The organism is Pararhizobium sp. PWRC1-1, from assembly GCF_049897905.1.
GTDB lineage: Bacteria > Pseudomonadota > Alphaproteobacteria > Rhizobiales > Rhizobiaceae > Pararhizobium.
On sequence record NZ_JAFCXE010000001.1, the window covers coordinates 459,110 to 484,498 of the forward strand.

Sequence of the window (25,389 nt, forward strand, 5' to 3'; positions counted from 1 at the left end):
GCTTTTGTTTCGCTGAAAATATGGCAGCGGCTGTCGCACGGCAATGGGGCGGAAAGAAGAAATGCCGCCGCGTTTGTCTCAGTTTTGCGCCAGTGCGCGGGGTTTGGAAACGGCCGCTACCCAGCTCTTCCAGTTCTTCTGGGAGCCCGCAAAAACGTTGATGTCGGCATTGCCGTCGATGCCGGGGATGACGCCGGTGCTGGTATATTGCCAGAAGGCCCAGCGGCGCTCGGTGTAGATTTCCGTCGGGTGTGCTGCGACTGAGCGAACCCAGAAATGATAGTCCTTGAACTGGCCGACCAGGTTATCGCGGTGGAAATCGACCGACGTATAGATGATCGGGCGTTTGCCGTAATAGGCTTCCAGCCGGTCCATGAAGCGCTTCATTTCGCTCTGGACGGTCAGCGGTGATGGCCGGTAGCGGCAGGTCTTGGATTCGCCGTTCCATTCGACATCGAGAACCGGCGGCAGGTAGACGGCGCTCTTCGGCACATTGGCGATGAACCAATCGGCCTGCTGGTCGGCCGTCGAGCAGAAATAGTAGAAATGATAGGGCGCATAGGGCAGGCCAGCGGCGCGGGCCTGCTGCCAATATTCGCCGAACTTGGCGTCGATCCGGTCCTTGCCTTCCGTCGCCTTGATGAAGGCGAAGGAGACGCCCGAGCCTTTGACTTTGGCCCAGTCGATATCACCCTGCCATTTCGACACGTCGATGCCGTGGATATTGTGATGCTGCGGCGTGCGCACGCCAAAATTCTGCGGATCCTTGTCCTGGAATTTCGGCGGGATCGATGCGGTGGAGACGAGATCGTAGTCTGTCGATGTGCAGGCGGAAAGCAGCGAGACAATAGGCAGAAGAGCCAGGAATAGCCGGCGCATGAGGTTTCCGTTCTGAAACGATCGACGTTGCTGCCTCACACGATGATATCCGCTGATGTGAATCCCCCAGGAGGCATGAACCTCATTTTCACCATATCATCGTAAAAATTGCGTTAGTTTCAAGCGGCAATTGCGAAAGCGGCGCAGCAAAACGCCAACGGCACGCATTTGCCGACGGTTCGACAGTAGAACGCGATGATGTCGTGGGGCTTGCGCCGGCTTATTGTGCCGCGCGCCGGTAGGTGAAGAGCCAGGCGTAGCCGCGTCCGATCGGCCGGAATTCCAGGGTGTCGCCGAACTTGCCGGCATTGCATCTGAGCACCGTCTCCATCGTCTTGCGCGGGGTGACGTGGAAACGGTGCAGCCAAGCCTGCAGGCCGCGCCGGAACAGCCCCGGCAGGCGTTCCTGCTGGCCGAAATCGGCAATGTGCAGCGATCCGCCTGGATTGAGCGCCGCGATTGCCGCGCCGATTGCCTTTTCCCAGTCCGGGATCATCGACAGGGCATAGGAAATGACGATCCGGTCGAAACCGGTTTCGCCGAATTCGGAAGCCTGAAAGTCGGTCGCGTCGGCGACGCGCAGCACCGTCCTGGTGCGGCCGGGTTTGCCGAGTTTTGCCTCGGCGGAGACGAGCATTTCTGCGGAAATATCAAACCCGAAGAGCCTTGCATGTGGGAAGCGCTGGCCGATCAGCGCCAGATTGCGGCCGGTGCCGCAGCCGACTTCAAGCACGCTGCCACCGGCCGGAACGTTCAGCTCGTTGATCAGCGTGTCGCGCCCGAACAGATAGTATTTGCGGGTCAGATCGTAGAAATGCCGCTGGGTGCGATACATCCGGTCCATGCGGTCGGCATGGCTGCTGCCCGCACCGGTCTCGATCGCCGTCATGCCGCTTTCCTGTAAATGTGGAAGCCGCCATAGATTGCCGAGCGGTCTTTCAGATTGAGCGCCTGCGACTGATCGGCATCGTACTGCCACTGACCGAGCACGTTTTCGGAGACGCGGCCTTCCAGAATGCTGGCTTCGGCGGCGGTGCGGAAGATCACCATGGCACCCTCTGCGGATGTACGGGTGATTTCGCTCCACACGTCATTGAGCTGGCGGTCGTTCATCCAGTCCTGGGCATCGAGCAGGACGTAGCGATCGACGGAACCGGCAGCCTTCTTGGCCAGAAGCTCGGTAAAGCTGGCGTGATGCACATGCACGCGCTCGGCATTGTTGCGGATCGTTTCGTGGCGGCCGGCCTGCAGATAGTCCGGCAGGTCGCCCTCATGCGGCATCGGATAGCGGCGGGCGAAAGCCTGCCAGGCAAAATAGTTTTCCTTCAGCGGGAAATGGCAGCAGAGCTTTTCCAGCCGGTGGCGCAGAACGCCTGCCAACGATTTTTCCGCGCTGAGGCTCGCCAGCTCGTCGAACTGCTGCGGCGGAATGCCGAGACCGAACAGCGAGCTCTTGCGGCTGGTAATCCAGCGGATCACCGGACGGTCGAATAGCGGAGCAAGGCGCTCGTCGAAGAACTGGCGCTGCTCACGCATCGAACGGGCATTGGCAAGCTCGCTGGGGTCGACGCCATGCAGGCGCGCCAAGAGATGGCCAAGGCCGATGAAGCGGCCGAGCAGCCCGGTGCGGTAGATGTTCTTGCCGAAGACCTTGATGCGGCGCTGGCCGGTCAGGCCGCGGCTGCTCCAGTATTCCCGGGTCGCGTTGTCCAGCTTTGGCGCAATGAAGAGATCATAGGCCTGGACATTGCTGGGAAGGTCGTGGCGAGCCAGGAAGCGGACGATATCGGCATGACCGGGCAGGTGGCGAAAGGCGGCGAGCTTCAGCCGGTTCAGCGCCACGTGATGCCGGTTGAGGTCAACGACATCGATGCGCTCGGGCGCCGCCGAGAGATAGGCCAGCATGTTGCAGCCGCCGGAACCGATGGTAACGATATGATGTTCGGGACGGATCTGCATCGCAGCCATATCGACGGCCGGATCCTCCCATATCTGCGGGTATACGAGGCCGGTGAAGAGCAGGCCGAAAAGACGCTCCGACAGGCCCTCCAAACTCAGCGCCTTATGCTGGATCAGAGCGGTCTTCAGCTTGCGGTTTCTTTTGCCGTAGCCTGCATCGGGTGCGAGATCGGTCATGTCATCCTGCCATCCGTTAAAGTTGGAGGTGCTTCTAAGACGAGTCCGCTACACTTTGATGACGCATGATTTATATGATTTCTCATCTATAAGAATTGATTAAGTTTGTAAGTGTTAGATAAGGTCATATTTTTCGGGGCGCTGACATGATGTTGAAGGCTTTTCTGCCGAAGTCGGAGCAGCGGTATGCTGCCGCCGGCACGGTGATCGGGGCATTGTTCCCCGCGATTTGTATTGTTTATGACCGATTGAATAGTGACGCCGCCGGGGTTGCCGGTATGTCGACAGCTACGGCCGCTGCTGCCGTTCTCGTGCCGCTTATCTGCGGGGCTCTTTTTTTCCAGGGGGCACGCGCTCGCAGCCGTCTGGTGCGGGAATTGGAACTGCGGCGGAAAACCGAGGAAGATCTGTCGTGCGTCGTGCACACCGATCAACTGACCGGTATTCCCAACCGTGTAGCCCTCGAGCGCGACCTTCGGGAACGCCTGTCGGCGGGCAAGCTGTCTGCCGGACGCACGGCGCTCCTGATGCTTGATCTCGACCGTTTCAAGTTCGTCAACGATTCGATGGGGCATGATGCCGGCGACGAATTGCTGGTTGCGCTTGGTCAAAGGCTTGCGCAGGCGATGTCAGGCGTCGGGACCGTCTACCGCCTGGGCGGCGACGAATTTGTCATCCTCGTTGCCGGTACGCCTTCTGACGGCAAGGTTGATGACATCTGCCTGACCATCAAGAGCATCTTTGCCGACTCCTTCCAGCTTTCCGCCGGGCAGTTCTGGACCGGCGGCAGCATTGGCGTGGCCTATCTCGAGCCCGAGGATGCCTCGATATCGGCCGTTCTCAAGCGGGCCGACCTTGCTCTCTACAAGGCCAAGGACATTGCCGGAAACAGCCATGTCGTCTACGAGACGGAGATGGCTGAAGAGGCAACGCGTCAAGGCGAGATCGAATACGACCTCTCCCGCGCCCTGGCTGCCGGCGAGTTTTTTCTCGAATACCAGCCGATCGTCGGTATCGAAAGCCGGGTTGTGCGCTCCTTTGAAGCGCTGATTCGCTGGCGCCACCCGGAAAAAGGCATCATACCGCCGGATCATTTCATCGGTGCCGCCGAGAAGACGGGACTAATCCTGCCGATTGGAAACTGGGTGTTGAGAACCGCTTGCCTCGAAGCCGTGCGCTGGCCGGCGCCGACCGGCGTCGCCGTCAATGTCGCCGGTGATCAGTTCAAGGACCGGGCCTTCGTACCTTACGTCAGGGCATGCCTGGCAGAAGCCGGGCTGGCGCCCGGGCGCCTGACCATCGAGGTGACGGAATCGATCTTCTATGTTGATGCGGATATCATCAGTGCCAGTCTCAGCGAGCTCCGAGCCCATGGCGTGCGCATCGCGCTGGATGATTTCGGCATCGGGTTTTCGTCGATCAACAATTTGAGGCGTTTTCCGCTCGATCAACTCAAGGTCGATCGCTCCTTCACGAAGTCGATGCTTGGCAATCAGCGTGACGCGGAAATCGTCGATATCATCCTGCAGCTCGGAAACACATTCCAGGTTTCAACGACCATAGAGGGGATCGAAACGGAGGGGCAGATGGAGTTCGTGCGAGCACTGGGAGCCTCCGAAGCGCAGGGTTTTCTGATCTCCAGACCGGTTTCGGCAGAAGGTGCGATCGCGATCCTCCAGCGTGAACCTGAAAAGCTCGTGTTGCGATCAATAAGTTAGAAACATTTCTCGCACCAAAGTGATTGCCATAAAGCCTTCCTAAATGCGTGGAATCCTGTTCTTGTGGCGGCAACGAAGCAGGGGCAGTGCGGATGCGCAGAAAACTATTATGGCTTGCGGGCTCGGTCTCAGCCGCCATTGCGGCTGTTGCTGGCTGGCTGGTCATTGCGCCACCCGACCTGCTCGAGGTCGGCGATGGATATGCCGCCAAGATCGTCTGCTCCAATGTTTTCGTCGCGGGCAGGGACGCCAATGCGGTTCTCACTCAGGACGTGCAGGCGCCCGGGCATCCTCTCCTGCGTCTCATTCGTATCTCCGTGGACGAAACTCGCAAGACGGTGACCGCCCGCATGTTCGGTTTTGCAGCGCCAGGCCACGCCATTTATCGCGAGGGGTTGGGATGCACCAATGTTACCCAGGGCGAGTTCGCAGCCTTTCCCGGCAACAGGCAGTTACGCCGCCGCGCGCCGCAGATGGATGATGGTAAGCCTTGGCCCGATGGTAGTGGCACGGCTGTCAATCCCGCAGTCCAGGCCCTATTGACTGATTCACAGCTCGCCGGGCCGGGCATGCGCGCCATCGTCGTCGTCAAGGATGGCAGGATCGTCGCGGAGAACTATGGCGAGGGGTTCAACAACGCGACGCCAATGCTCGGCTGGTCGATGACCAAATCGGTGACGGCCGCCCTGATCGGCTTGAGGATCCGCGATGGCCAGATGGCACTCGACCGGACAGAACTCTTGCCGCAATGGCGCAATGATCCGCGCAGCCAGATCAAGCTTGCCGATCTCATGGCGATGCAGAGCGGGCTTCAGTTCAACGAGGACTACGGCGATGTGACCGACGTCACGCGCATGCTCTATCTGGAAGGTGACATGGCCAGTTTCTCGGCGACGAAGCCGCTTGAGGCAAAGCCGGGCGAACGGTTCAGCTATTCCAGCGGCACCTCGACAATCCTGTCGCGGCTCTGGATGGACACGTTCGGCAGCGCCCGTGAGGCGCTGACGTTTCCACGCGAGGCCCTGTTCCGGCCCCTGGGCATGACCAGTGCCGTTCTTGAGCCGGACGCTCATGGCACCTTTGTCGGCTCTTCCTACATGTATGCGACAGCACGGGATTGGGCACGGTTCGGCCTGTTCCTGCTGCAGAACGGCAGCTGGAACGGCGAGCAATTGTTGCCACAGGACTTTGTCAGCTATATGCGCACGCCGACCCAGGCATCCGGCGGCCGTTATGGGGCGGGGCAGGTCTGGACGAAGTTCGGAAGTGATGATGGCCCGCCATTGCCGGATGACGCCTATTGGCTGCAGGGGCATGACGGACAGACGGTGATGCTGGTGCCATCGCTCGGCCTGGCTGTGGTGCGGCTCGGATTGACGCCGTCGCGCAGCGGTTACGATGTCCGCGTGCTGGAGGCCAAAATAATAGAGGTGGTCAACTGAATTGACCGCCTCTCAAATGGAAACGTTCCGGCAAAAGCCGAACGGCCTTACTTCATACCCAGTGTTTCGAGCAGGCCCTTGCGCTTGGCGTGGTAATAGTAGCCGCTGGCGTAGAGCTTGACCGCACCGTCGTTCTGGTTGTCGGCCACCATCCAAGCGCCGGCCAGATACTTCGTCGCATATTTCAAGTTGGTCTCGGCATCGAACAGGCCTTCGGCGGGGCCTTCGTAGCCAAGGCCCTTGGCGGTGTTGTAACGGATCTGCATCAGGCCGTAATTGCCGGAATGGTAGGCGCGCGGATTGTAGGTGCTTTCGCGCTTGACGACGCGATGAACCAGCGCCTCGGGGATGTTGTTGAGTTTGGCGTAGTAGGCGATCAGGCGATCGAGTTCCGGCCGCGAGCTGGTCGGCTTTTCCGTGATGCCCAACGACGCGGGTATTGACTTCGCCATCGCATAAGCGCTGGCACCGATCGACGGCTTGGCCATCGGGACGATCATACGCCTGGCAACCAGCGTTTCCAGGCCGACGGGTTCGCCGGTATCGAAATCCGATTCCATCGCGGCCATCATCATGCCTTCGGGAATCTGGGGTACGCTATCGGACTTTGCGGATGGCAGCGTGTTCGCCGTTTCGGGCAGCACGGCAGCCGTTGCCGCCTGCGCCGCTGCAGATGTCTGGGGTGCTACGAGTGCGTTGGCGGCAGTCGCCGGCATTGTCGCCTGATTGGCAGCGGCGACGTGGGTCGCTGCCGTTTCGCCGGGCTTCATCATCGCCGTCTCGGCTGCGAGTGCTGCGGTCGTTGCAGCTACACCGTCAGGCGTCGGGAGAGCGTAAGCCGTCATTTCCGTTCCGGGCTTTGGCAGCGGCGTTACCGTCTGCAACGCCATCAACTGTTCCATCGGCGTTCGCTCGACACTCGAACACCCGCTGACAAGCGATGCCGAGATCAGAGCACAGGCCGTAACAGCCGGTTTTGAAACGGAAAAACGGAAATTCGCCATGCTGTCACTTTCGTGCTGTCAGGCCCCAAAGCCCTGTGCAAATCAGCAGCCAGAGGCCACCATGCGCGTGATGTCATTAACCTATGAGACGGTGAACCGCAAGCGCCGGGCGCCTTTTCAGGCACCGGCACGCCGCAAGCCCGCTGTCAGAAGGCCTGCGCCGATCAAAAGCGACCCGCCCGTGCGGTTGACGATGGCCTGAACTTTGGGCTTTCGAATCGTCTGGCGCGCAGCCGATGCCATCAGCGCATAGAGCGTCGCGTTGAGGGTTGCGAGCACCAGGAATGTGGTTTCAAAGATCAGCATCTGGTTGAACAACGGACGGCTGAGATCGAGAAACTGCGGCAGGAAGGCCACGAAGAAGACGATGCTTTTCGGGTTGAGCGCGGTAACGACATAAGTGTGCAGGAATATCCGCAGCGGTTTTTCTGCCGGCACCGACATGGTGCCATCGGCGGCCTCGACAGCAATTGGTGCGCGCCAAAGCTTGATGCCGAGCCAGATCAGATAGGCGGCACCAACCCATTTCAGAACGGTGAAAATCGCCGCCGATGTTGCAAGCAGTGCGCCAAGGCCGAGCATCGAAGCGGTCATCGCAGTAAAATCACCCAGCGCCACACCGGCGACCGTAGCGCTTGCGACCTTGCGTCCATGCCCGAGCGCATAGGAGATGACGAGCAGGATGGTCGGGCCGGGAATGGCGAGCAGGATGGAGGATGCGGCGACAAAGGCCAGCCAGTGTTCGATCGACATGGAAACGGCTCCGTTTGGGTGTGGCGTTCGATCGAGGAAGCCATGCGCAAACGGAGCCGTCAATAGGCATTTATGAGCCGGATATCAGTTGGCTGGCGACCACTTCTGGCCGATTGCGTCCATGACTTCGCCGAACCATTTCACCGAGGTATCGAAGTGCTTGCCGCCACGGATGCGCGGGAATTCGATCGTGCGTAGCTTGCCGCCCTGGTCCTCGTCGTGGCCGGTGACGCCGGAGACCTTGTTGAGCGCGCTTTCGACGGCGAGATCGACCATGCCCTGGATGAGGCGCAGGTCGTCGGCGTTGGCCGGTGCGGAGCGGGCGTAGTAGCCGGACTTCTGCACCATCGAGCGCTCGGCGCCGAGAAGGGCAGCGAACTGCTTGGTGAACCAGCCGCCAACATTGATCGTGTCGATCTTGACGTGGCCGAAGGCATCGCGCTTGACGGCTTCACCGGCTGCTTCGCGTTCGGCAACGACGGCATCGAGGCAGGCGCCTTCCGAGACGAACAGCGTGACGAAGCCGGTCTTGTCCATGACGGCGCGCAGCCGTTCGGCTTCCGTTTCCAGATTGAACGCGGTCTCGGGCAGATAGAGGCCGTCGATATTCTTCATCTGCCGGTTCATCATGAAACCGTCGACGAATTCCCGGTCGTCGATATGCTGGATGTAGGATCGTGCCGTCGCAGCTGTCAGCCAGCCGCAATGGCGGCCCATGACTTCGTGGACGACGAGCGTGCGTGGGGCAGCACTCTGTTCGTTGCTGACATTGTCGAAGAACTTTGCGCCGTATTCGGCAGCAGTCCAAGCGCCGAGCGACTGGCGGATCGGCACGACGTCGTTGTCGACGGTCTTCGGCAGGCCAACGACGGTGAGGTCGTAACCATTGGCGCCGAGATAGGCGGCAAGGTCGGCAGCCGTGATGTTGGTGTCGTCACCGCCGATCGTGTGCAGGATGGTAATGCCGTCGGCAGCCAGCCGTTCAGCCGCAACCCGCAGCGGGTTCTGGCCTTCCTTGACCAGGCCGCGCTTGATGCAGTCGGCCGTGTTGGTCAGCTTGACGCGGCTGTTGCCGATCGGCGAACCGCCATGACGATGGAGGATATGGGCTTTTTCCCGCATGTCGCGGGTAATTTCGATGCGGTCGGCCAGCAGCAGGCCCTGGTAGCCGGAACGGTATGCAACCAGTTCGATATCGGGCGCGATATCGGTATAGCGCTCGATCAGGCCACCCACGGCAGAAGACAGACATGGCGCGAGCCCGCCTGCAGTCAGCATTGCAACTTTCTTTTTGGCCATGGTGTCCTCCTCGGGGATTGCGGCAAGATCGTTCGCGGTCTCTCTAGCGCAATTCCCACGGAAGTTAAATGACATGCTTCAGGTATGGTGGTGGACGGTTCAGGCAATGCGCGCTTTTCGTCCGAGCCAGACGATCAGGGCTACAGCCACAGCAAAGCCAATTGTCGATGGGCTGATGACTTCGCGAGCAGCACGGCGGAGACGGCAAGCGTGACGAACGTCTGCAGCAATTGCACTTGTGCCACGCGGGCGATGCCGCCGAGCGCCAGCCCGGCATTCCAGAAGATGAAGCCGGAGAACATCGACATCAGGCCGAGATAGGAGAGGGCGCCAAGTTCCGCGGGTGTCGGGGTTTGAATTCCGCCCTTCATGACCAAAAGCGTGGCGACGATGGAGAGCGGTGCGGTGATAATCAATGCCCAGGAAATCACTTCCCAGCCCAGGATGATGCGCGAGACCTTGGCCGACAATACATAGCCGAGCGAGGCGGTGACGGCGGCGAGAAACAGCCAGACGTCGCCGGCCTGCAGGTGAAAGCCGCTATCGCGAACGGAGAAAAACACCACGAGTGCCGCACCCGCAAGACCATAGGCCCAGAAGGCCGGACCCGGCCGCTCGCCGTCGACGAGGGCAGCGAAGATCGAGGTCAACAGCGGCAGGATACCGAGAATGACGCCGCCATGGCTGGCTGGGATGGTCTGCATCGCCGTGGTGGAGAAGATCGGAAAACCATAGACGACGCAGATGCCGGCGCCGAGCAGCATCGCCCCTTGTCCCTTTGGCCACCTTTTTCGCATCAGCAGCAGTGTCAGTCCGGCAGCGATCGAGGCGATCACGGCGCGGCCGAAGGTGATGAAGAAGGGAGAAAAACCGCCAAGCGCGATATGCGTCATCGGCAGGGTGACGCCGAAAATGGTGACGCCGATCAAGCCGAGTGCCATGCCCATGGCCTGCGGGTGGGTGGAAATGCGCATCGGAACTCCAACGGAAAGTTGATTGTCCGGTCGCACCTTGGCCGGTTTGAAGTCAAATTCATTTGCATGATTGGATGATCACGGCAACGAATGCCATAATAGTGAGGTGCCATCACAAATTCGTCATTTGAGCCGAATGCGCGGCTCTGGCGTCTTGCAATCCGTTCCAACATCTGGTCATGCTGTTTGGTGAGCTGCATGATTGTCGTGGCGGCACAGCCGTGCGAGCCACCTTGCATTTGTGCATGGACGTTTTGCCCGTGCCATCCCCACCTCAACGACGTGGATCAGCCTACTATGGGAAAGAACGTGCCTATGTCATTCTGGGATAGCATCCTCAGCATCGTCACCGCGACGGGCAATGCGCTCGCCGGTGTTATCGAGGCTGTGCGGACGCTGTTTGAAGGCGATCCGGAGACGCGCCGCAAAGTGGCTTTCTCCGTTGCCATGATTGCATTGTCCGCCAAGATGGCAAAAGCCGACGGCATCGTCACCGAGGCCGAAGTGTCGGCGTTTCGCGATATCTTCAAGTTTCCCGACGACCAGGCACAGAACGTCGCCCGGCTCTACAATCTGGCCCGCCAGGACGTCGCCGGCTATGAATCCTATGCCGAGAAGCTGGCATCGCTCTGCGTCTCCTGCGATCAGAACTGCCCGGTGCTAGAAGATATCATCGACGGGCTCTTTCATATCGCCAAGTCCGACGGTGCCGTTCACGAGAAGGAACTGAACTTCCTCACGCGGGTGGCCGAGATCTTCCATATGAAGGAAGAGCGTTTTCAGGAGATCATGGCCCGCCACGTGCGCAGCGCCGGCGCCGATCCCTACAAGATCCTCGGTGTCTCGCCAAAGGACGATTTTTCGATCATCCGCAAGCGTTACCGCGTGCTGGTGTCGGAGAACCATCCGGACATCCTGGTTGCGCGTGGCGTCCCGCAAGAACAGCATGCGATCGCCAACGATCGCATGGCCGAACTCAATGCCGCCTATGAGGCGATCGAGAAAGAACGTCGCGCCGCATGACGGACTTCGCTTGTGACTACCCTGCTGCACACAGGGTGCCGTCGCCCAATCATGGCGAAAGGGCAGGTGGGCTGAAGCCCGACATGATCATCCTGCATTATACCGGCATGGAAACGGCAGCCGCTGCGCTTGATTGGCTCTGCCGCGAGGAAAGCCAGGTTTCCAGTCACTATTTCGTCCATGAGGATGGCCGGGTCGATCAGCTGGTCGCCGAGGACAGGCGCGCCTGGCATGCGGGCAAGAGCAACTGGAAGGGCGAGACCGACATCAATTCGCGCTCGATCGGCATCGAAATTGCCAATGCCGGCCATCCCGGCGGACTGCCGGATTTCCCTCCTGTGCAGATCGATGCGGTCGTCGAACTGTGTCAAAACTGTGGTGAACGGTGGTCAATCGCCCCCGAACGGGTGCTGGCACACAGCGATATCGCTCCTATTCGCAAGGTTGATCCGGGAGAAAAATTTCCATGGGAACGGCTGCATGCCGGGGGCGTCGGGCATTGGGTTCCACCGGCCCCGATCGGTGGCGGACGGTTTTTCCAGCGGGGCGACCAGGGCCAGCCGGTCGAGGCAGTGCAAACAATGCTGTCGCTCTATGGCTACGGAATTGAAGTGACAGGTGTTTTCTGCGAGAAGACGGAAGGTGCCGTGGCTGCGTTCCAGCGCCATTTCCGCCCGGCGCAGGTGGATGGTATCGCCGATATTTCGACGCTTGACACGCTCCACAGACTGCTTTCTGGCCTGCCGAATTTCCGCCGCTGAACAGGTGCCGGGCCGGCAATTCGAGAGGTTGTTTCCGGCCGTCTCCTGACAAATTTTGTGCACTGCCACATCATCACCATGATGCCGGGGTCTTTTGCGGCCATACCAAACCGCAGGTAATTCAGGCCTCCAGCCCTTCCTGTTGATGACGAAAATCGTGATGTGAGACGGCAGGGCGGGGTGCGCCCACACGGCCGCGGCGCCCGAAAGTGGAGACTTCAAACTAAATGAGAATATCGCATCTTGCTGCGGCGGCGGCATGCTTCTGCATGCTGTTTTCCGGGGTTGAAACGTCGTATGCCGGGGGCACCGACAAGACCATCACATCCTCCATCACGCCAGTGACTAGAACGACCGGTTATGCTGCGCCGGGCGTCACCTCGCTTAAATCTTCCGTATATAGCGGCCTGATCCAGACTTATGCCAAGCAATATGGCGTGCCGGTCGATCTTGCCCATGCGGTGATCAAAGTCGAGAGCAATTTCAACCCCAAGGCCCGCGGCAGCGCCGGTGAAGTTGGCCTCATGCAGATCAAGCCCGCGACGGCGCGGATGATGGGCTATTCCGGCGCCAAGCGTGGCCTGTTCGATCCCGAGACCAACATCAAATTCGGCATGAAATATCTCGCCGTGGCGCACGAACTGTCCGGCGGTTTCACCTGCGGCACGATCCTGCGCTACAACGCCGGTCACGGTGCCAAGAAGATGAACCCGGTGTCGCGCCGTTATTGTGGCAAGGTTCAGGCGATCATTAATTGATGCGGTAGGAGTGCCGGAGAGCATTTCCCGCACTGGTATTTTTCAAGTTCGCAGATGTCAGCCGGCCAATGCCATGATATTCCCCAAGGATCGTTTCCTGAGGGTGTAGCATGGCAGGCACATTCGATTTCATCATTGTTGGCAAAGGCATGATGGGCGCAGCGGCGGCCCGGCACCTGGCAAAGAGCGGCGCAAAGGTCGCGCTGATCGGGCCGGACGAGCCGGAAAACTGGGCAAACCATGGTGGGGTCTTCAGCAGCCACTACGACAATGGCCGCATCACCCGCACGATCGATCCCGACCCGGTCTGGACGCTTCTGGCGCAGCGCTCGATCGAACGCTATGCCGCTATCGAAACGGGCAGCGGCGTCGAATTCTACAGCGAAGCCGGCTGCCTGATCGCAGCGCCCCTGCCAGGCGGCGAGGAAAGCACGCTCGACAATGTGATTGCGGCCCGTAACCGTCTTGGTGTCGAGGCACCTTTTGTCAGTGAACAAGATCTTGCCGATCGATTTCCCTGGTTCCGGTTTCCGCCCGGATATGGTGGTGTGTTCGAGCCGCGCAATGCGGGCCACATCGATCCGCGTGCCTTGGTCAAGGCGCAGGTCATTCTTGCCGAACAAGCCGGCGTTACGATCGTCCGCTCGGAGGTTTCGGCCGTTGCCCGTGTCGGAAGCAGTGTGAATGTTCGAACGGTTGACGGAGCCATCTTCAGGGCCGGCCGTGCAGTCATCGCCGCTGGCGGATTTTCGATTTCCGGGCAGTTGCTCGCCCGGCCGCTCGATCTCACCGTCAAGGCGCGCACCGTGCTGTTTGCCGAGGTGGCGCAGGCTGATCTGGAGAGGTTTGCCGGGATGCCGTCGCTGATTGGCTCGGCACTTCAGCAGGACGAGAGCTATTATCTCTTGCCGCCGATCCGTTATCCCGACGGCAAATTCTACGTCAAGATCGGCGGCGATCCGAGCGATATCAATATCGGCTCCGAGCCCGAGGTCCGCGCCTGGTTCCGGGGCGAAGCCAACCGGTCTGCAGCGGATCATATGTCAGGTCTTCTGTCGCGCGCCATGCCGTCCTTTACGCCCGCTTCGCTCCGGTGGAGCCCCTGTGTCACCACCTTCACCCGGCACGGCTATCCCTATATCGGCTTTGTTGATACGGATCGTATCGCCGTTTTGACCGGCGGCAATGGCGCTGCGGCCAAGAGTTCGGACGAGATCGGCCGGCTCGGGGCGTCACTGCTTCTGAACGGCGTGCTCGATGCGCCCGAATACGATACGGATTTTGCGGTCTGCTTCCGGTAGGGGCAGCGGATCACACACTTTTTGCTTTTGTCACTGGCAATTGGCGGAGACCTCGGCTATGCACCGCCTGCCAGTTGGCCGGGCAGCCGCGCTCCGCTAGGACCGAAAGGTTGCGGGGGGAGGAAAGTCCGGGCTCCACGGAAAAACGGTGCCGGATAACGTCCGGCGGGGGCGACCCCAGGGAAAGTGCCACAGAGAGGATACCGCCTGCGTTTACGCAGGTAAGGGTGAAAGGGTGGGGTAAGAGCCCACCGCACGCATGGCAACATGGGTGGCAAGGCAAACCCCACCGGGAGCAAAACCGAATAGGGATGACGTGGTTCGCGCAAGCGTTCCGGCCTTTTCCGGGTCAGTCATCCGGGTGGGTTGCAGGAGGCAGCGCGCAAGCGTTGTCCCAGATGAATGGCTGCCACGTTCCGGCTTTCGGGCCGGAGCCATACAGAACCCGGCTTACAGGCCAACTGGCAAATTTCCCTTATTTTTAAATGTTGCAGACGGCGGCTTTCAAAATCGCGCATCTGTCTAAATAGCTATTTTAATTAGGAATTACTAAAATATAATACACGGAATCCGCGAAGAGCGATTCGACGGTGAATCCAAAGTCTTGACTGCGTCTTTGTAACCATTTGTTAAACTTAACGGACTATCAATATTTGCTAACGACGCGTGCTGAAATAGAGCAAATCCCATTGACGCCCATATGGTCCCATGTTATCCCATTCATGTACTGCACACGGGCTGATTCAAGCCTACTCACCGCAAGTTTCGGGGTCGCTCCGTAAGGGGTTTTCGATCGGGCATGTCGCCCGGCTGCGGGGTGCTGTGCGTCCTTTTGATGGTGTGTGTGGGCTGTTGGGGCTGGCATGTCCACCGGGAACGGCTGTATCGCGTCATGAACCGCTTCCTTTCGCATGCGACAAACCGGATCGATTCCAAGGGGCGGGTTTCCGTTCCCTCGATGTTTCGGTCTGTCTTGTCGGCGCTCGATATTCGGGAGCTTTATTGCTTTCAGGATTTCGTCTTTCCGGCTATCAGCGCCGGCGGTCCAGAATTGCTGGGCCGTTTCGAAAGGCAAATCAGTGGCGAGGATCCATTCTCGCTGCAGGCCAATCAGATGTCGCTCCTCGTTCATGGGGGCGGGGTCTTCATGAAGCTCGACCAGGAAGGCCGGTTGATGGTCACGGATTTCATCCGCGATTTCACGGGCATCGACACGGAAGTTACTTTCGTGGGGCGAGCGGATCATTTTCAGTTGTGGGCGCCGCACGTGTTTGCGGAAACGCAGGCAGCGGCAAGAGAAGAGCACAGATTGCGAGGTCTGCGTTCGGGCTAGAGTGGAGAGGCGGAACGATGACGGATCAAGGCACAGGTTTTACCGATGCCGAAGGCGGACCGGTCCGTCACATTCCGGTTCTTCTCCCCGAGGTTCTCGCCAGTCTGGATCTTGCTCCAGGCAAAATCATTCTTGATGGGACATTTGGTGCGGGCGGTTATACTGCGGCGATCCTCGCTGCGGGTGCCGATGTCATCGCGCTTGATCGCGATCCGGCGGCTATTCTCGGCGGTCAGCCGTTGGTAGAGGCGAGCGCCGGTCATCTCACTCTCGTGCATTCGCAGTTTTCCGATCTCGCACAGCATGCTCCTGATGGTGGTCTGGATGGCGTCGTGCTCGATATCGGTGTTTCCTCGATGCAGATCGACGAAGCAGATCGCGGCTTTTCCTTTCAGCGCAAGGGGCCGCTCGACATGCGCATGTCGTCGTATGGCGTTTCTGCGGCCGATGTGGTCAATCGCGCCAAGGTAACCGATCTTACCCGCATTTTCGGCTTTCTCGGCGAAGAGCCGCAGTCAGGCCGCATCGCCCGCGCCATCGAAAAGCGCCGGCTTGAAGAGCCGTTCGTGACGACCCGCGATCTTGCCGGTTTGATCGAGGTTGTGACGCCGCGCAAGGCCAAGGACAAGATCCATCCCGCCACCCGTGTGTTTCAGGCGCTGCGCATTTTCGTCAATGACGAACTCGGGGAACTGGCCCGGGCGCTGTTTGCGGCTGAGCGTGCCCTCAAGCCCGGCGGGCGGCTGACCGTGGTCACTTTCCATTCGCTGGAAGATCGGATCGTCAAAAAGTTCTTCCAGGACCGCGCCGGCAAGGCGTCAGGCTCCCGCCATCTGCCGATCGCCCACGAACGTGCCGCAACTTTCGCACCAGTTGGGAAATCTATGGTAGCGGCAAGCGAAGAAGAAGCGTCCCGCAATCCACGCGCCCGGTCCGCCAAAATGCGGGTTGGTGCCCGCACCGATGCTCCGCCTGAGGCAGATGATCTGTCCATTTTCGATCTGCCGAACCTTGCAAGCCTTGGAAAGTTGGGGGGCTAAGTCATGTTGCGTAGTTTTGACATCGTCCTGATCGTCGTCATGACCGCGGCTGCCACGGTCACCTACACGATCAAGCATCAGGCTGAAAACAAGCTCGAAGAAGTTCGCAAGCTGGAAGCCGGCATCAAGCTTGAGGAAGACACGATCGATCTGCTTCGCGCCGACTGGGCGCTGCTGACCCAACCGAACAGGCTGGAGAAACTCGTCGGCGTCTATCAGCAGGATCTGCAACTTTCGCCCACCGACCCGACCCAGCTTGCCCGTCCGGAAGAATTGCCGATGCTGAAGGCCGATCTGCCGCCGCCGGCGGATGTTCTGGAGGCGATGGGGCTGGCCAAGGGCAATGGCAAGCCAAAGAAGCCGGTGGTCGACACGGACGATATCGCAACGGGTTCGGTGGATCGCTGATGTCTTTTCTCTCCCGCATCATGGTCGTCAAGAGCAAGGCGCATTTCTCCGCCGGCGGCAACAATCATCCCGGCGACCTCGGCAGGCCGTTCGAGGGAACGCGCAAGCGGACCAGCAACCAGGCGAAGAGCCGGGTTGCCATCGTCATCGCCAGCTTTACGGCGGTTTACTGCATCATCGGTGGCCGTCTGGTCCAATATGGTCTGGCCCAGCCGGAGACCGTCTCCAGCATTGGCCGCGCCGACAATCTGATGGCGTCGCGCCCCGACATTCTCGATCGCAACGGCGAAATTCTGGCGACTGATATCCGTACGGTTTCGCTCTATGCGGAACCACACAAGATCGTCGATGCCGACGAAGCCGTCGAGCAGCTTTCGACGGTACTGCCCAGTCTGAATGTCGCCGACATCTACAACAAGCTTAAATCGCCATCGCGCTTCCAGTGGCTGCGCCGTCAGTTGACCCCGAAGCAGCAGAGCGAAATCCTGGCGCTCGGTATTCCCGGCATCGGCTTCCGGCCGGAAAAGCGCCGTTTCTATCCGGGCGGCGCCACCGCCTCGCATATTGTCGGCCACGTCAATGTCGACAACCGCGGCATCGCCGGCATGGAGCGCTGGATCGACAACCAAGGGCTCGCCGATCTCGCCGCCATCGGCATGACCAGCGACGCCAAGCTCGAGCCTGTCAAGCTGTCGATCGATCTGCGCGTTCAGAATATCCTGCGCGATGTCGTCGTCGATGCAATGACGAAGTTCCGCTCGCTCGCCGCAGGCGGCGTGGTGATGGATGTGAGGACCGGCGAAATTCTCGCCATGGTCTCCTATCCCGACTACGATCCCAACAAGCCAGCCGATGGCGCCAAGGAAGGCTGGATGAACCGCATGTCGAACGGTACGTTCGAGATGGGATCGACATTCAAGTCCTTTACGACAGCGATGGCACTCGATTCAGGCAAGGTGAAGCTCACCGACAGTTTTGATGCGACCAACCCGATCCGCATTGGCGGCTTCACCATCAAGGACTTCCACGGCAAGCGCCGCGTCCTGACCGTGCCGGAAATCTTCCAGTATTCGTCCAATATCGGTACTGCCAAAATGGCCGACATCGTCGGCATCGAAGGTCATAAAGAATTCCTCACCCGCATTGGGTTGCTGACCAAAATGCCGACGGAACTGCCGGAAGTGAAGACGCCGAGCCAGCCGCGCGAATGGAAAAAGATCAACTCGATCACCATCTCCTTCGGCCATGGCGTCTCGACCACGCCGTTGCAGACCGCGGTGGCCGGTGCAGCCCTTTTGAACGGTGGCAACCTGATCGAGCCGACCTTCCTGCCGCGCACGGTGGAACAGGCGCAGGCTGCCTCGACGAAGGTCATCAAGAAATCGACCAGCGACGACATGCGCTTCCTGTTCCGCTGGAACGGCGTCAACGGCTCGGGCCGCAATGCGCGCGTGCCGGGTTTCAATGTCGGCGGCAAGACCGGTACGGCCGACAAGGTCGTGAACGGCCGCTATTCGAACGATGCTAACTTCAACGCCTTCTTGGCCGGTTTCCCGATCGATGATCCGCGCTATGTGGTTCTGACCTTCATCGACGAGCCCAAAACCGACAAGGGCAATGGCGCGGCACTGGCTGGCAATACCGCTGCACCGATGGTGCGCGATATCATCAGCCGTTCGGCGCCGCTTCTCGGCGTCGAGCCGAAGTTCGGCGAAGACGGTTCTGCCTTGCTTGTGTCTTATTGACCATGGAATGACAATCTGGAGGATTCGCCGCCCGGCGCGTCGGTATAATTGAAAAGTGCATCCATGAAGATCAAAGACCTGATCGGGAAGGATTTCCCGGAAATTGCGTCACAGCTGGACAATGCGGCCGGTGATATCGATATCGCCGCCATTACTGCCGACAGCCGGCAGGTTGCTCCGGGGTCGTTGTTCGTGGCTCTCTCGGGAAGCAAGGCCGACGGCAAGGCCTTTATCGATGAGGCAATCGCTCGCGGTGCGGCAGCCATTGTCACCGGGATCAAGCCTGCAAGTGATACACCTGTTCCGGTTCTGTCGGCCTTCACGCCACGCCGCGTGCTGGCGATTGCCGCAGCCAATTTCTACGGCCGTCAGCCCGATACGATGGTTGCCGTCACCGGCACGGCCGGCAAGACCTCTGTTGCCTCCTTTGCCCGGCAGATCTGGGCGCATGCTGGGTTTGCCGCTGCGATGATCGGCACGACCGGCGTGATTGCGCCTGGCCGCAACGACTACGGCTCGCTGACGACACCGGATCCGGTCTCCTTGCACAAACTTTTGGCCGAACTGGCTGACGCCGGTGTCACCCATGCGGCGATGGAAGCCTCAAGCCACGGGCTCGATCAGAACCGGCTCGATGGTGTTCGGCTTGCAGCCGCCGGTTTCACCAATCTTGGCCGTGATCATATGGACTACCACCCGACCGTCGAGGACTACATGGCCGCCAAGATGCGGCTGTTCGACGGTGTGTTGCCGAAGGGTTCGCCGGCGGTGATCTTCTCAGACGATCCCTGGTCGGCGCAGGCGATTGCTGCTGCCAAGGCAGGCGGACATGAGGTTTTGACTGTCGGCCGCAAGGGCGACTATCTGTCGCTCAAGCGCGTCGAGCATTTCCGTCACAAGCAGATTGCCGAAATCCATGTCGGCGACGAGATTTTTGAAGTGCATGTGCCGCTCGCCGGCGACTTCCAGATATCGAACGCGCTGGTCGCAGCCGGCCTTGCCATGTCGACCGGCGTCAGCGCCAGGGCGACGATGGCAGCACTTGAAAAGCTGCAGGGCGCGTCGGGCCGTCTCGAACTCGTCGGCCATACCAAGGAGGGCGCGCTTGCTTACGTGGACTATGCCCACAAGCCGGATGCGCTGGAAAACGTCCTGACCTCGGTTCGCCCTTTCACCACCGGCCGCATCATCGTGGTGTTCGGCTGCGGCGGCGACCGGGACAAAGGCAAGCGTCCGATCATGGGCGAGATCGCCACGCGGCTGGCTGATGTGGTGATTGTCACCGACGACAATCCGCGCTCGGAAGTGCCATCCGTTATTCGCAGCGAGATCATGGCTGCGGCCAAGGGCGCCACCGAGATCGGCGACCGTGCCGAGGCCATCAAGGCCGCAGTTGATATGTTGAAATCGGGCGACACGCTGATCGTCGCCGGCAAGGGGCATGAGGAGGGGCAGACCGTCGGCTCCATTACCTTGCCGTTCTCCGATCACGCCGAATTGCGCAAGGCATTGGGAGGGCATTGATTTGAGCTTTCTCTGGACAACAAGCGACCTGATGGCGGCGATGCACGGCCGCCCGCGGGGCAATCTGCCCGAGGGCATCACCGGCATTTCGATCGACAGCCGGTCTCTGGGCAAGGGCGAGGCTTTTTTCGCCATCAAGGGCGACCGCGTCGATGGGCATGATTATGCTGGCATCGCTTTGGCCAACGGTGCAACGCTTCTGGTTGTCAGTGAAGCCAAAATTCCGGCACTTGGGCGGCTGAATGGACCGATGATCGTCGTTGATGACGTTCTGGAGGCGATGGTACGGCTTGGTTGTGCAGCGCGTGATCGCAGTGCCGCCAAGATCATCGCCGTTACCGGATCCGTCGGCAAGACCACGACCAAGGAGATGCTGCGGCACATGCTTGAGCCATCGGGCAGGGTGCATGCGTCTGTCGCGTCGTTTAACAATCACTGGGGCGTGCCGCTGACCCTGTCGCGCATGCCCGAAAACACTGATTTCGGTATTTTCGAAATCGGCATGAACCATGCCGACGAAATCCGGCCGCTGGTCAGGATGGTGCGTCCACATGTGGCCATCATCACCACGATTGCCGCCGCCCATCTCGGCAATTTTAAGGACCTGGAGGAGATCGCTGCCGCCAAGGCCGAGATCATGGAAGGCCTCGTCGATGATGGCCACGTGATCCTCAACCGCGACAACGAGCAGTTCGACGGGCTGGAGAAGACCGCGATTGCGCTGGGCATTTCCCATGTTCATAGCTTCGGCAGCAGCGCCAAGGCTGATTTCCGCATGGTCGAATATACAGGCGGCTCCGAGGGAGGTGTGCTGTGGGCAGCGCTTGACGGCAAGACGCTGGAAATCCCGATGGGCGCGCCCGGACGACACATCGCCGAGAATGCACTGGCGGCGCTGGGGGCAGTCAGCCTTGTCGGTGCGAACATGGATGCAGCCCTTGCCGCGCTTGCAACGCTGCAACCCGAAAAAGGACGTGGCGCCCGCCATCGCCTGGCGATCGGGTCAGGAGCGTTCGTGCTGATCGACGAAAGCTACAATGCCAATCCGGCTTCGATGCGAGCCGCGATCGCGCTGCTGAAGGATACAGTCCTGCCGGAGGGTGCGCGCCGGATCGCCATTCTCGGCGACATGCTGGAAATGGGCAAATCCACTAGCGAAATCCATGCCGGACTGGCCGCTCCGCTGGTCGAGGCCGGGATCACCGATATCTGGCTCGCCGGAGAAGAAATGGCACATCTGCGTGATGCACTGCCTGACGGTACGCATGTCGAATACCGTCTGTCGGTCGATGAGCTGAAGGAATTTGCGCTCGGCTCTATCGCCCCCGGGGATGTGGTGATGATCAAATCGTCGAAGGGCACGGGCTGCGGCAGGATCGTTTCAGCTCTTCTGGAGACATATCCGGCCTCTGCAAGTCCGGACCGCGCTGAATAAAGACAGGACAAGGCATTCTTCGCCGCTGTTCTATGCTGACACTTTTGATAGGACGCAGTTATCCTTCCATCAGGTGATTCTGATGGAAGAATCTGCAACGAACCTTTGGGGAAAGGTCCCTCATGCTCATCTGGCTTGTCGAACTGGCGGACCATTTTCAATTCTTCAACCTGTTCCGGTACATTACGTTCCGGACGGGCGCCGCCCTGTTCACCTCGGCATTGATCGTATTCCTGTTCGGGCCGCGGATGATTTCGTCGCTGCGCGTACGGCAGGGACGCGGTCAGCCGATCCGCGCGGATGGCCCGCAGACCCATTTCAAGAAGGCCGGTACGCCGACCATGGGCGGATTGATGATCCTTGCGGGTATCGTCGGCAGTTCGCTGCTCTGGGCCGATCTTTCCAGCGTCTACGTCGTCTCGACGCTGCTGGTGACGCTGGGTTTTGGCGCCATCGGCTTTTACGACGATTATCTGAAGGTGACGAAACAGTCCGACAAGGGCTTTTCCGGCAAGGCGCGGCTCGGGATCGAATTCCTGGTCGCCGGTATCGCTGTCTTCTTCATGATGCGGACAGCGCTTTCGGCCGGTGTGGCCGGCTCGACCTTCGGGTCGTCGCTGACATTCCCGTTCCTGAAGGATTTCACCCTTAATCTCGGATATTTCTTCATTCTTTTCGGTGGGTTTGTCATCGTCGGTGCCGGCAATGCCGTCAACCTGACCGACGGGCTTGATGGCCTCGCCATCGTGCCGGTGATGATTGCTGCAGCCTCCTTCGGTGTCATTGCCTATCTCGCCGGTAACGCGGTGTTTGCAAACTATCTGCAGATCCACTTCGTGCCAGGTACGGGTGAGCTTGCCGTCATTCTTGGTGCGGTGATAGGCGCCGGGCTCGGTTTCCTCTGGTTCAACGCCCCGCCGGCGGCGATCTTCATGGGCGACACCGGGTCGCTGGCGCTGGGCGGCCTGATCGGCACCGTTGCCGTCGCCACCAAGCACGAAATCGTCATGGTCATCATCGGTGGCCTGTTCGTCATGGAAACCCTGTCGGTGATCATTCAGGTCTTCTGGTTCAAGCGCACCGGCAAGCGTGTCTTCCTGATGGCGCCGATCCATCACCATTTCGAAAAACTCGGCTGGACCGAAAGCCAAGTGGTTATCCGCTTCTGGATCATCGCCGTCATTCTCGCCATGGTCGGCCTTTCGACCCTGAAGCTGCGGTAAGAGACAATGATACCGGTCACCACATTCAGCGGCAAAAAGGTCGCACTGTTCGGGCTCGGCGGTTCGGGACTGGCAACGGCGCAGGCACTGGTTGCCGGTGGCGCCGTTGTCACGGCCTGGGACGACAATCCCGAAAGCGTGGCCAAGGCATCCGCTGCAGGGATCGGCACCGGTGATCTCCATCAGGCGAACTGGGCGGATTTCTCCGCCTTCGTCCTATCGCCCGGCGTTCCGCTGACGCATCCAAAGCCGCATTGGACGGTCGATCTTGCCCATGCTGCCGGTGTCGAAATCATCGGCGATGTCGAGCTGTTCGTGCGCGAGCGGCGGGTCCATGCGCCGGATTGCCCGTTCGTCGCCATCACTGGCACCAACGGCAAATCCACGACTACGGCGCTGATCGCACATATCCTCAAGTTTAGCGGCCGCGATACGCAACTCGGCGGCAATATCGGCACGGCGGTGATGACGCTCGATCCACCGGCGCCGAACCGGTTCTACGTCGTCGAATGCTCGTCTTACCAGATCGATCTGGCTCCGACGATCAACCCGTCCGCCGGCATCCTGCTTAACCTGACACCCGATCATCTCGACCGGCACGGCAGCATGGAACACTATGCCGAAATCAAGGAGCGGTTGATTGCCGGCAGCGACACGGCGATCGTCGGCGTCGATGACGTCTACACAGAGGCAATCGCCGACCGGGCTACGCTTGCCGGTCGCCGCGTCATCCGCATCGCCCGCCACCGCGCGCTTGGCGAAGGGCTTTATGCCGATGGAACGCGCGTCAAGCGCGCCGAAGGTGGTTTGGCGACCGTTGTTGCCGATCTCGATGGTATTGCAACGCTACGCGGTAATCATAATGCCCAGAATGCGGCGGCGGCCATTGCTGCTTGCCTGTCTGTCGGCGTTTCCGAGCACCAAATCCTTGCCGGGCTTTCCTCTTTTCCGGGGCTGAAGCACCGCATGCAGCCGGTTGGCCGCAAGGGCAAGATTGTCTTCGTCAACGACAGCAAAGCGACCAATGCCGATGCGGCAGCACCTGCGCTGTCGAGCTATGAGCGAATCTACTGGATTGCCGGTGGCCTGCCCAAGGAGGGGGGGATCACTTCGCTGTCGCCATTCTTTCCGAAGATCGCCAAGGCCTATTTGATCGGTGAGGCCGCACCCGCGTTTGCGGCGGCGCTTGGGGAAACGGTTCCTTTCGAGATTTCCGGAACGCTGGAATGGGCGGTGGCCCATGCAGCAGCCGATGCCGCACGGGATGAGGCGGCACAATCGGCCGTCATGCTCTCCCCGGCTTGCGCAAGTTTCGACCAGTACAAGAACTTTGAAGTGCGCGGCGATGCCTTCGTCAGCCATGTCGCTGCGATTGACGGCGTGACGATGCTGATTTGAGGGTGACGACCCTGACTTTGAGATATTGGCGCCGGACGCGCCGTTGAAGGGGACGAAGAAATGGTAAGCCGTGCCGAACGTGGCCCTGTGGCCGACTGGTTCTGGACGATCGACAGGTTCTTCCTGGCGACCTTCATTCTATTGATGGGCATCGGTTTCATGTTGTCCTTCGCGGCAAGCCCGGCGGTGGCCGAGCGGCTCAATCTCGATAGCTTCCATTTCGTCAAGCGCCACGCGGCTTTCCTTTTGCCGTCGCTGGCCGTGATGATCGGCATCTCCTTCATGACACCGCGCCAAGTGCGCCGTACCGCGATGATCCTTTTGGTGGCGTCGCTCGCCATGATGGTTCTGGCGCTGTTTTTCGGGGCTGAGGTCAAGGGATCGCGCCGCTGGATCTCGCTTGCCGGGTTGTCGGTGCAGCCATCGGAATTCATGAAGCCGGCTTTCGTCGTCGTCTGTGCCTGGCTGTTTTCCGAACATGCCCGCCAGCCTGAAATCCCCGGAAATCTGTTTGCCATCCTATTGTTCGGCATCGTCGCGGCACTTCTGGTGGCCCAGCCCGACCTTGGCCAGACGATCCTGACCACTGCCGTCTGGGGCGGCATGTTCTTCATGGCCGGCATGCCCTGGCTGTGGATCGTCGTGCTCGGCGGCTCTGCTGTCGGCGGTCTCGTGGTTGCCTATACTCTTTTGCCGCACGTGGCCGGCCGTATCGACCGGTTCATGACCGGCGAGGGCGATACGTTCCAGGTGGACACGGCACTGCAGGCCATCATCCGCGGTGACTGGTTCGGTCAGGGGCCGGGCGAGGGCATTGTCAAGCGGATCATCCCGGACAGCCATACCGACTTCATCTTCTCGGTCGCGGCCGAGGAATTCGGCATCGTCTTCTGCATGGCGATCGTGCTGATCTTTGCATTTCTCGTCATGCGGGGCCTCAGCCATGCGTTTCGCGAGCGCAATGATTTCACCCGTTTTGCCGTTGCCGGCCTGGTGCTGCAGATCGGCATCCAGTCGATGATCAATATCGGCGTCAATCTGCAGTTGCTGCCGGCCAAGGGCATGACCCTGCCGTTGATCTCCTACGGCGGTTCGTCCATGGTGGCGATCTGCGTGACGGCGGGATTCATCCTGGCGTTGACCCGCCATCGTCCGGAAAAGCGCGCTGTCGAGCGTAGCCTGTTTCGTTCCGGCATGGGCGTTCCGGCCGAATAGGCCGGTGAAATAAGGACTGA

The 25,389-nt window shown here is 60.0% G+C and carries 22 protein-coding genes and 1 other RNA gene; 16 read left to right on the forward strand and 7 right to left on the reverse strand.

Annotated features, from left to right (window positions below):
- Positions 1-78: 78 nt before the first annotated feature.
- The 3 genes from ACP7E0_RS02225 to ACP7E0_RS02235 form a co-directional block, all read right to left on the reverse strand.
- Positions 79-879, reverse strand: a complete 801-nt coding sequence (locus tag ACP7E0_RS02225; RefSeq protein WP_426122679.1) for a glycoside hydrolase family 25 protein — start codon at positions 877-879, stop codon at positions 79-81.
- Between the two features lie 220 nt (positions 880-1,099).
- Positions 1,100-1,768 carry a class I SAM-dependent methyltransferase gene (locus tag ACP7E0_RS02230; RefSeq protein WP_426122680.1) on the reverse strand — a complete coding sequence of 223 codons (669 nt, stop codon included), beginning with the start codon at positions 1,766-1,768 and terminating at the stop codon, positions 1,100-1,102.
- Positions 1,765-3,015 carry a DUF3419 family protein gene (locus tag ACP7E0_RS02235; protein ID WP_426122681.1) on the reverse strand — a complete coding sequence of 417 codons (1,251 nt, stop codon included), beginning with the start codon at positions 3,013-3,015 and terminating at the stop codon, positions 1,765-1,767. The genes ACP7E0_RS02230 and ACP7E0_RS02235 overlap by 4 nt, the downstream gene beginning before the upstream one ends.
- 146 nt (positions 3,016-3,161) lie before the next feature.
- Here ACP7E0_RS02235 and ACP7E0_RS02240 point away from each other — a divergent pair, with 146 nt between their 5' ends.
- A complete protein-coding gene (locus ACP7E0_RS02240; RefSeq protein WP_426122682.1) occupies positions 3,162-4,733 on the forward strand; it encodes a putative bifunctional diguanylate cyclase/phosphodiesterase in 1,572 nt (523 codons plus the stop codon).
- Positions 4,734-4,825: 92 nt separating this feature from the next.
- Positions 4,826-6,175, forward strand: coding sequence for a serine hydrolase domain-containing protein (locus ACP7E0_RS02245; protein ID WP_426122683.1), 1,350 nt, complete (start codon positions 4,826-4,828; stop codon positions 6,173-6,175).
- A 47-nt stretch (positions 6,176-6,222) separates the two neighbouring features.
- Here the strand turns inward: ACP7E0_RS02245 and ACP7E0_RS02250 are convergent, their stop codons facing one another.
- From ACP7E0_RS02250 to ACP7E0_RS02265, 4 genes are all read right to left on the reverse strand, one after another.
- A complete protein-coding gene (locus ACP7E0_RS02250) occupies positions 6,223-7,179 on the reverse strand; it encodes a transglycosylase SLT domain-containing protein (protein WP_426122684.1) in 957 nt (318 codons plus the stop codon).
- 117 nt (positions 7,180-7,296) lie between these two features.
- Positions 7,297-7,932 carry a LysE family translocator gene (locus ACP7E0_RS02255; RefSeq protein ID WP_426122686.1) on the reverse strand — a complete coding sequence of 212 codons (636 nt, stop codon included), beginning with the start codon at positions 7,930-7,932 and terminating at the stop codon, positions 7,297-7,299.
- 84 nt (positions 7,933-8,016) lie between these two features.
- Positions 8,017-9,231, reverse strand: a complete 1,215-nt coding sequence (locus ACP7E0_RS02260; RefSeq protein ID WP_426122687.1) for a pyrophosphate--fructose-6-phosphate 1-phosphotransferase — start codon at positions 9,229-9,231, stop codon at positions 8,017-8,019.
- 140 nt (positions 9,232-9,371) lie between these two features.
- Positions 9,372-10,205: a DMT family transporter gene (locus ACP7E0_RS02265; protein ID WP_426122688.1), complete on the reverse strand. Its 834-nt coding sequence runs from the start codon at positions 10,203-10,205 to the stop codon at positions 9,372-9,374.
- 315 nt (positions 10,206-10,520) lie between these two features.
- Between ACP7E0_RS02265 and ACP7E0_RS02270 the strand changes: the two genes are divergently transcribed.
- The 14 genes from ACP7E0_RS02270 (at position 10,521) to ftsW (ending at position 25,369) form a co-directional block, all read left to right on the forward strand.
- A complete protein-coding gene (locus ACP7E0_RS02270) occupies positions 10,521-11,228 on the forward strand; it encodes a TerB family tellurite resistance protein (RefSeq protein WP_426123030.1) in 708 nt (235 codons plus the stop codon).
- On the forward strand, positions 11,225-11,989 hold the full coding sequence (locus tag ACP7E0_RS02275) for an N-acetylmuramoyl-L-alanine amidase (protein ID WP_426122689.1): 765 nt from the start codon (positions 11,225-11,227) through the stop codon (positions 11,987-11,989). The genes ACP7E0_RS02270 and ACP7E0_RS02275 overlap by 4 nt, the downstream gene beginning before the upstream one ends.
- A 227-nt stretch (positions 11,990-12,216) precedes the next feature.
- Positions 12,217-12,747 (forward strand): lytic transglycosylase domain-containing protein, encoded by a 531-nt coding sequence (locus ACP7E0_RS02280; RefSeq protein ID WP_426122690.1) that lies wholly within the window; start codon positions 12,217-12,219, stop codon positions 12,745-12,747.
- Between the two features lie 110 nt (positions 12,748-12,857).
- Positions 12,858-14,048, forward strand: coding sequence for an NAD(P)/FAD-dependent oxidoreductase (locus ACP7E0_RS02285; RefSeq protein ID WP_426122691.1), 1,191 nt, complete (start codon positions 12,858-12,860; stop codon positions 14,046-14,048).
- A gap of 70 nt (positions 14,049-14,118) precedes the next feature.
- Positions 14,119-14,517: RNase P RNA component class A (gene rnpB / locus ACP7E0_RS02290), an RNA gene on the forward strand.
- Positions 14,518-14,940: 423 nt separating this feature from the next.
- A complete protein-coding gene (gene mraZ / locus ACP7E0_RS02295) occupies positions 14,941-15,381 on the forward strand; it encodes a division/cell wall cluster transcriptional repressor MraZ (protein ID WP_426122692.1) in 441 nt (146 codons plus the stop codon).
- Between the two features lie 17 nt (positions 15,382-15,398).
- Positions 15,399-16,421 carry a 16S rRNA (cytosine(1402)-N(4))-methyltransferase RsmH gene (gene rsmH, locus ACP7E0_RS02300; protein ID WP_426122693.1) on the forward strand — a complete coding sequence of 341 codons (1,023 nt, stop codon included), beginning with the start codon at positions 15,399-15,401 and terminating at the stop codon, positions 16,419-16,421.
- Between the two features lie 3 nt (positions 16,422-16,424).
- Entirely contained in the window at positions 16,425-16,829 is a 405-nt protein-coding gene (gene ftsL / locus ACP7E0_RS02305; RefSeq protein WP_426122694.1) for a cell division protein FtsL, read from the forward strand.
- Positions 16,829-18,574 carry a peptidoglycan D,D-transpeptidase FtsI family protein gene (locus ACP7E0_RS02310; RefSeq protein ID WP_426122695.1) on the forward strand — a complete coding sequence of 582 codons (1,746 nt, stop codon included), beginning with the start codon at positions 16,829-16,831 and terminating at the stop codon, positions 18,572-18,574. Before ftsL ends, ACP7E0_RS02310 begins: the two co-directional genes overlap by 1 nt.
- Positions 18,575-18,637: 63 nt before the next feature.
- A complete protein-coding gene (locus ACP7E0_RS02315) occupies positions 18,638-20,098 on the forward strand; it encodes a UDP-N-acetylmuramoyl-L-alanyl-D-glutamate--2,6-diaminopimelate ligase (RefSeq protein WP_426122696.1) in 1,461 nt (486 codons plus the stop codon).
- 1 nt (position 20,099) lies between these two features.
- Positions 20,100-21,533, forward strand: coding sequence for a UDP-N-acetylmuramoylalanyl-D-glutamyl-2,6-diaminopimelate--D-alanyl-D-alanine ligase (locus tag ACP7E0_RS02320; protein WP_426122698.1), 1,434 nt, complete (start codon positions 20,100-20,102; stop codon positions 21,531-21,533).
- A 122-nt stretch (positions 21,534-21,655) separates the two neighbouring features.
- Complete coding sequence (mraY, locus tag ACP7E0_RS02325) at positions 21,656-22,756, forward strand: phospho-N-acetylmuramoyl-pentapeptide-transferase (RefSeq protein WP_068957048.1); 1,101 nt, start codon at positions 21,656-21,658, stop codon at positions 22,754-22,756.
- 6 nt (positions 22,757-22,762) lie between these two features.
- A complete protein-coding gene (murD, locus tag ACP7E0_RS02330) occupies positions 22,763-24,154 on the forward strand; it encodes a UDP-N-acetylmuramoyl-L-alanine--D-glutamate ligase (protein ID WP_426122701.1) in 1,392 nt (463 codons plus the stop codon).
- A gap of 60 nt (positions 24,155-24,214) precedes the next feature.
- Entirely contained in the window at positions 24,215-25,369 is a 1,155-nt protein-coding gene (ftsW, locus tag ACP7E0_RS02335) for a putative lipid II flippase FtsW (protein ID WP_426122703.1), read from the forward strand.
- The last annotated feature ends 20 nt before the right edge of the window (positions 25,370-25,389 follow it).

Bases quoted from the DNA above. Each gene is read 5' to 3' on its own strand.
- ftsL (WP_426122694.1), top strand. From the start codon at position 16,425: ATGTTGCGTAGTTTTGACATCGTCCTGATCGTCGTCATGACCGCGGCT.
- ACP7E0_RS02235 (WP_426122681.1), bottom strand. From the start codon at position 3,015: ATGACCGATCTCGCACCCGATGCAGGCTACGGCAAAAGAAACCGCAAG.
- ftsW (WP_426122703.1), top strand. From the start codon at position 24,215: ATGGTAAGCCGTGCCGAACGTGGCCCTGTGGCCGACTGGTTCTGGACG.
- ACP7E0_RS02270 (WP_426123030.1), top strand. From the start codon at position 10,521: ATGTCATTCTGGGATAGCATCCTCAGCATCGTCACCGCGACGGGCAAT.
- ACP7E0_RS02250 (WP_426122684.1), bottom strand. From the start codon at position 7,179: ATGGCGAATTTCCGTTTTTCCGTTTCAAAACCGGCTGTTACGGCCTGT.
- ACP7E0_RS02260 (WP_426122687.1), bottom strand. From the start codon at position 9,231: ATGGCCAAAAAGAAAGTTGCAATGCTGACTGCAGGCGGGCTCGCGCCA.
- ACP7E0_RS02310 (WP_426122695.1), top strand. From the start codon at position 16,829: ATGTCTTTTCTCTCCCGCATCATGGTCGTCAAGAGCAAGGCGCATTTC.
- mraZ (WP_426122692.1), top strand. From the start codon at position 14,941: ATGAACCGCTTCCTTTCGCATGCGACAAACCGGATCGATTCCAAGGGG.
- ACP7E0_RS02240 (WP_426122682.1), top strand. From the start codon at position 3,162: ATGATGTTGAAGGCTTTTCTGCCGAAGTCGGAGCAGCGGTATGCTGCC.
- ACP7E0_RS02265 (WP_426122688.1), bottom strand. From the start codon at position 10,205: ATGCGCATTTCCACCCACCCGCAGGCCATGGGCATGGCACTCGGCTTG.
- ACP7E0_RS02255 (WP_426122686.1), bottom strand. From the start codon at position 7,932: ATGTCGATCGAACACTGGCTGGCCTTTGTCGCCGCATCCTCCATCCTG.
- mraY (WP_068957048.1), top strand. From the start codon at position 21,656: ATGCTCATCTGGCTTGTCGAACTGGCGGACCATTTTCAATTCTTCAAC.
- ACP7E0_RS02275 (WP_426122689.1), top strand. From the start codon at position 11,225: ATGACGGACTTCGCTTGTGACTACCCTGCTGCACACAGGGTGCCGTCG.
- murD (WP_426122701.1), top strand. From the start codon at position 22,763: ATGATACCGGTCACCACATTCAGCGGCAAAAAGGTCGCACTGTTCGGG.
- ACP7E0_RS02285 (WP_426122691.1), top strand. From the start codon at position 12,858: ATGGCAGGCACATTCGATTTCATCATTGTTGGCAAAGGCATGATGGGC.
- ACP7E0_RS02280 (WP_426122690.1), top strand. From the start codon at position 12,217: ATGAGAATATCGCATCTTGCTGCGGCGGCGGCATGCTTCTGCATGCTG.
- rsmH (WP_426122693.1), top strand. From the start codon at position 15,399: ATGACGGATCAAGGCACAGGTTTTACCGATGCCGAAGGCGGACCGGTC.
- ACP7E0_RS02230 (WP_426122680.1), bottom strand. From the start codon at position 1,768: ATGACGGCGATCGAGACCGGTGCGGGCAGCAGCCATGCCGACCGCATG.
- ACP7E0_RS02225 (WP_426122679.1), bottom strand. From the start codon at position 879: ATGCGCCGGCTATTCCTGGCTCTTCTGCCTATTGTCTCGCTGCTTTCC.
- ACP7E0_RS02315 (WP_426122696.1), top strand. From the start codon at position 18,638: ATGAAGATCAAAGACCTGATCGGGAAGGATTTCCCGGAAATTGCGTCA.
- ACP7E0_RS02245 (WP_426122683.1), top strand. From the start codon at position 4,826: ATGCGCAGAAAACTATTATGGCTTGCGGGCTCGGTCTCAGCCGCCATT.